Origin of the sequence: Mycobacterium neumannii (assembly GCF_002245615.1) — a bacterium.
Lineage (GTDB): Bacteria > Actinomycetota > Actinomycetes > Mycobacteriales > Mycobacteriaceae > Mycobacterium > Mycobacterium neumannii_A.
The window spans coordinates 1-4,894 of the sequence record NZ_NKCO01000049.1 but is presented as its reverse complement, the minus strand read 5'-3'; the positions used below and the strand labels follow the sequence as shown (position 1 = coordinate 4,894).

The window sequence follows — 4,894 nt, the reverse complement described above, 5'->3', positions numbered from 1 at the left end:
GTCTGGGTGCGCTGACGTCGGCCGGGTTCGCGACGGCAGACCCCGAGGTCCCGCCCCTCCCCGCCCCCGGAACTCCCGGCACGCCGCCTGCGCCGGGCCAGCCCTACGCCGCTCCTGTGGCCCCGGGCGACCCGCCGCCCGCACCTCCGCCCGTCGGCGCACCACCGGTGCCCGAGATTGCGAACCCTCAGTACGGGCAGGGTTCGAGCCCAGGTCCGCTCGGCTTCCTTCGCGATGCGTGGCGTCAGGCCCAGGACCCGTACGGGTTCGCCGCACTGCCGCCCGGCCAGGCACCGGTCGGGGCGCCGCCACCGCCCGGCGCGGGTCCCGCGCCGCAGCTACCGCCGGGATACACCTCGTTGAACGCCCCCGAGTCCAACGGCCCGCCGGTGGCACCGCCCGCCGAAGGCGGTCCACCGCTGCCGCCCGGGTACTACCCGTTGGACGGCCCACCGCCACCCGGGTATTACGACACTCCCCCGCCGGGCCCGGCGATTCCACCCGAGGGGCCGATTCCACCGACGCCGTGATCAGGTGTTCGTCGTGGAGAGCGCAGCCTTCACCGTGCGGGACAGCTCGTCGGCGAGAATCTCCGGATCACCGTTGAGCAGGCCCGTGATCGCCTGACTGGCGACGACGGAGGGATCCATCTTCTGCTCCGCAGGGATGTAGCTGACCATGTCGGTGTCCATATAGCCCACGTGCAGCGCCGAGACGTGAATTCCGCGCGGCGCCAACTCCGTTCGCAGCGCATCGGTCATCGCCCACGCCGCGGCCTTGGCCGCCGAGTAGGCGCCCGACGTCGGCGGGTGATACCAGGAGAGGACCGACAGGACGTTCAGGATCGAACCGCCGCCGTTGTTCTCGATGACAGGCACGAACGCGCGGGTGACGTTCAGCGTGCCGAGGTAGTGCGTGTCCATCTCCAGCCGGATGTCCTCGATCGGCCCGCTCAGCAGGCCGGCCTGGGTCGACACCCCAGCGTTGTTCACCAACACCGTGACGTCGTCGGCGATCTCGGCGGCGCGGCGCACCGACTCCGGATCGGTGATGTCGAGCTGTACCGGGAACACGCCGGGCAGGTCCACGGTCTCGGGTTTTCTGGCCCCGGCGTACACCTTCGCGCCGCGCGCGACGAGTTCGGCGGCGAGCCTGCGTCCCAATCCGCGGTTGGCCCCCGACACCAGGGCTGTGATGTTCTCTGTCATGGCGGCGCTCCTCTCGCTGATGACCACCACAACACCGAGTGCACCCGAAATAAGTCCCGACGGGTTACGGCTGTGAAAACATCGTCGCGCCTAGCTGAGGGCGGGAATCACCTGATGTTCGAACATCTCGATACCCGAGCGGTCGTACGCGGCTTCCGGGAAGTAGAGGATGGCGTACTCGCAGCCCAGCTGCCGCATCTTGTCCAACTTCTCGATGACTTGTTCGGGTGTGCCACTTGCTGCTTCGGGAGCGGACACGGAGTTCAGCATCGCGTCGACCGCCGCCTCGTCGGCCTTGGCGACCTGTCGTGCGCGCAGCCTCGCCACGCGTTCCTTGACGTCGGACTCCGAATCGCCGATCACCGCGTTGAAGTTGGCCGAACGCACGATCGCGTTGTAGTCGGTGCCGACCTCACCGCAGTGGTCAGCCAGCACCTGTGACTTGTGAGTGAAACCCCCTGGCTCAGAAGTGAAGTTGGTGTACTGGGCGTATTTCGCCGCGATACGCAGCGTCACCTTCTCCCCACCGCCGGCGATCCATAGAGGAATCCCGTTCTCCTGCAGGGGTTTCGGCTGCACAATCGCCCCGGCGACCTGGTAGTGCTTGCCGTCGAAACTCACCTTCCCGTCGCGCCATGCGTCACGCATGATCTGCACACCCTCGTCGAGGCGCCCCAGCCGCACCCCAGCCGACGGGAATCCGTAACCGTAGGCACGCCATTCGTGTTCGTACCAGCCGCCACCGATGCCCATTTGGATGCGACCCCCGGAGATGATGTCGGCGGTGGCGGCGACCTTGGCCAGATAGACCGGGTTGCGGTAGCTCATCGCCGTGCACATCTGGCCGAGCTTGATGCGCGACGTCGTCGCGGCGTAGGCGGCCATCAAGGTCCACGCCTCGTGGGTGGCCTCCGTGGTGGGCACCGGCACGGTGTGGAAGTGGTCGTAGACCCACAGCGAGTCCCACGCGTCGCTGTCGTCGGCATACGCGGCGAGGTCGCGCATCACCGCCCACTGCTCTGCGGGAGGAATGTCGATCAGGTCGAGTCGCCAGCCCTGCGGGATGAACAGTCCGAAGCGCATGGCACCCGACTCTAGGCCTACCGGGCCTCCGGGGTCAGCAGGTCGCAGAGCGCGTCCATTCACGGCGTGCGGACCTCAGGACGCGACGCCGTTACCGCATTGCCGCCGCGGCGCGGAAGGTATCAGTTAGCTCCACTCACCATGAGTCCCGTACTGGGCGTTAGCCTCTCGCGCCGGAGAAGTCCAGGTGCGCCGCCGACCGCAGAGGCACTCGAGAAGCTCGACACGCTTCGCTGACCGGCGTTTTCTGTTGTATGGTGTGGCTCACACCAAGCAGTTCGTGTGATCTGAGGCACAGGAAAGAGGAGGCGGTCGTGGGTCGTGACCCGATAGACGGGTTCAGGGCGCATCCCGTGCGTCCCGGCGGCGCGGTGCACGTTCGGTGGTTCACTGTCCTGCTGCTGGCGGTCATCGCGATCGCCGCGATAGCGGGAATCGTCAGCACGGCGGCGATGGGCCAGACTCCCGTCGCGATCGCCATCGGCATCGTCACGATGGCGTTCTTCTCCCGGATCGGCGCCTGAGGCTCGATCCCCGAATTCTGTCGGCGGCCGGCGTTAGCCTGACGTCATGGCTTTGTCGAAAGACGAACGCGAGCAATTCCTGGCCGAACCGCACGTCGCCGCCTTGTCGGTCGGCGCGGGTGACAAGCGTGGCCCGCTGACCGTTCCTGTCTGGTATCAGTACTCGCCCGGCGGTGAGCCGTGGGTGCTCACCGGCGACGGCTCTCGCAAGCATCGACTGATCGAGAGCCAGGGCGAGTTCACGCTGATGGTCCAGCGCCTCGAGCCGACGGTTCGGTACGTGGCGGTCGACGGCCCGGTCAGCCGCATCGAGCCCGGCACCGACGAGCGACTCGTCGAGGTCACCAAACGCTATCTGCCGCCCGAAAAGGTCGATGCGTACCTCGAATACGCGCGCCGCGAGCACGGCGCCAGCGTGGTGGTCTTCATGAAGCCGCAGCACTGGTTGTCGGCTGACCTCGGGGCGTTCTAGCGCGGCTCGAACAGCGCGGCGACGGCGGGCAGGCTCACCTTCAGCGCCGGGTTGCGCGGCAGTTCGTCGACGACCGTGAACGCCACCGGCACGTTGTACACGGGCAGCGAGCGCCGCACCAGGTCGGCAAGTTCGTCGTCGGAGGGCACCGGCAGTCCCGGAGACACCTCGACGGCTGCGACGGGCACCTCGCCCAGGCGCGCGTCACGCACGCCGACCACGCACGCGTCGCGGACGGCGGGATGTGAGATCAGCACGCGCCGAACGGTTTCCGGCAGGACCTTGAACCCACCGCGGTTGATCGCCCCGTCGGCCCTTCCATGCAGGGTGACGAACCCGTCGTCGTCCATCGAGGCGATGTCGGTGGTGCGGATCCAGTCCGGTCCGATCGGCGCGACCTTGGCCTCCAGGAGGCCTTGCTCGCCGGCCGCAAGCTCGCCTCCGGTGTCCGGGTCGACGATGCGCAACTCGACGTCGGGCAGGGCCCTGCCGACGCTGTTGCGCTTGGCCGAACCGAAGTCGCGTTGCATCTCCGGAGACCATGCGCACAGCGATCCCGCGAATTCCGTTGCGCCGTAGGCCAGCACGATCGGGATACCGTATTTCGCCTCGAACTCGTCGCGGGTCTCGGGGTCCAGCGGGCCGGACGCGCTGATCAGGAAGTCCAGCGACGCGAGATCTTCCTTCGCCACGTCGGCGTCCAGCAACATCCGGATGACGGCGGGCTGCACACCCGAACGGGTGATGCGGTGCCGTTTCACGAGATTCACGTAGTCTTCGACGCTGAATCGCTCGAGCATCACGATCCGCCTGCCGTTGTACACACCGGCGATCAATTGACATACACCGATTCCGCCGAACTGCCAATAGGCGAGTTCGGGCGGGGCGTCGGCCGGTGCGGTCTCGCCGCTGGTGACGCTGAACACCGTACGCTCGAGCACCGGGGTCTTGATCGACTGGCGCTTCGGCGGTCCCGTCGTGCCGCTCGTCAGAATCTGCAGTGCGACACCGGGTTCAGGCTCAGCATGGGCGCGTCGCGGGTCTCGGCGATCCAGCCCGGGCACCGCAGCGACGATCGGTTGGCGCGCCGATATCTCCACGCCCGCGCTGCCTGCCCGCTGAGCCGCGTCGATGACCGGCGCGGTCCAGTCCTCACCGTCGGCGACGACGGCCGAGAGTCGGAGCGTCTCGATGTCGCAGCCGATGGCCTCGGGCGACTGGAACGAGTAGATCATCGACACCGTGCGGCCCGCGGCGAGGAAGCCGATGATCGCCGCGGCGTGCGGCAACCGGTTCCTGACCACCAAACCGACCGGGGCCTCGTCGGGAACGCTCGCATCCCGCAGCGCCTGCGCGATGGCACGACCGTACGCCGTCACCTCGTCGCCGCTGTACCAGCGCCCCTCGAACTCGATACAGGGATTACTGCCGTAACGGGCCAGCCCGGCCGCGAACTCGTCGGTGAAGCTTTCCGGCACGGGTTTCTCCTATGTCAAGCCGCTGCCGCTTGGCAAGGCTTTTGACGATTGTTGTGGTCGGTGTGCAGGTGGCCGTAGACGACGCGGGCCAGGCGGCGTTTGAGGCAGCGCAGGGCTTCGGGTGTGGAG

General features: G+C 67.6%; 6 protein-coding genes and 1 pseudogene. 3 read left to right on the top strand and 4 right to left on the bottom strand.

Features of this window, described 5'->3' with window-relative positions:
- Positions 1–2: 2 nt before the first annotated feature.
- Positions 3–530, top strand: coding sequence for a hypothetical protein (locus CEX88_RS25710; RefSeq protein WP_238382212.1), 528 nt, complete (start codon positions 3–5; stop codon positions 528–530).
- Here CEX88_RS25710 and CEX88_RS25705 read toward each other — a convergent pair whose 3' ends face one another.
- Both CEX88_RS25705 and CEX88_RS25700 read right to left on the bottom strand, forming a co-directional pair.
- Entirely contained in the window at positions 531–1,208 is a 678-nt protein-coding gene (locus CEX88_RS25705; protein WP_094295630.1) for an SDR family oxidoreductase, read from the bottom strand.
- A gap of 90 nt (positions 1,209–1,298) precedes the next feature.
- A complete protein-coding gene (locus CEX88_RS25700) occupies positions 1,299–2,291 on the bottom strand; it encodes an LLM class F420-dependent oxidoreductase (RefSeq protein WP_094295629.1) in 993 nt (330 codons plus the stop codon).
- Between the two features lie 314 nt (positions 2,292–2,605).
- On the opposite strand from CEX88_RS25700, the gene CEX88_RS25965 reads away from it, so the two are divergent.
- Together CEX88_RS25965 and CEX88_RS25695 are read left to right on the top strand one after the other, a co-directional pair.
- A complete protein-coding gene (locus CEX88_RS25965) occupies positions 2,606–2,815 on the top strand; it encodes a hypothetical protein (RefSeq protein ID WP_126315811.1) in 210 nt (69 codons plus the stop codon).
- 46 nt (positions 2,816–2,861) lie between these two features.
- Positions 2,862–3,287, top strand: a complete 426-nt coding sequence (locus tag CEX88_RS25695; RefSeq protein ID WP_066850544.1) for a pyridoxamine 5'-phosphate oxidase family protein — start codon at positions 2,862–2,864, stop codon at positions 3,285–3,287.
- On the opposite strand, the gene CEX88_RS25690 is transcribed toward CEX88_RS25695, so the two are convergent.
- Positions 3,284–4,765 (bottom strand): class I adenylate-forming enzyme family protein, encoded by a 1,482-nt coding sequence (locus CEX88_RS25690; RefSeq protein WP_094295628.1) that lies wholly within the window; start codon positions 4,763–4,765, stop codon positions 3,284–3,286. The genes CEX88_RS25695 and CEX88_RS25690 overlap by 4 nt on opposite strands.
- Positions 4,766–4,779: 14 nt before the next feature.
- A pseudogene (locus tag CEX88_RS26475) lies at positions 4,780–4,894 on the bottom strand (IS110 family transposase); the annotation flags it as partial.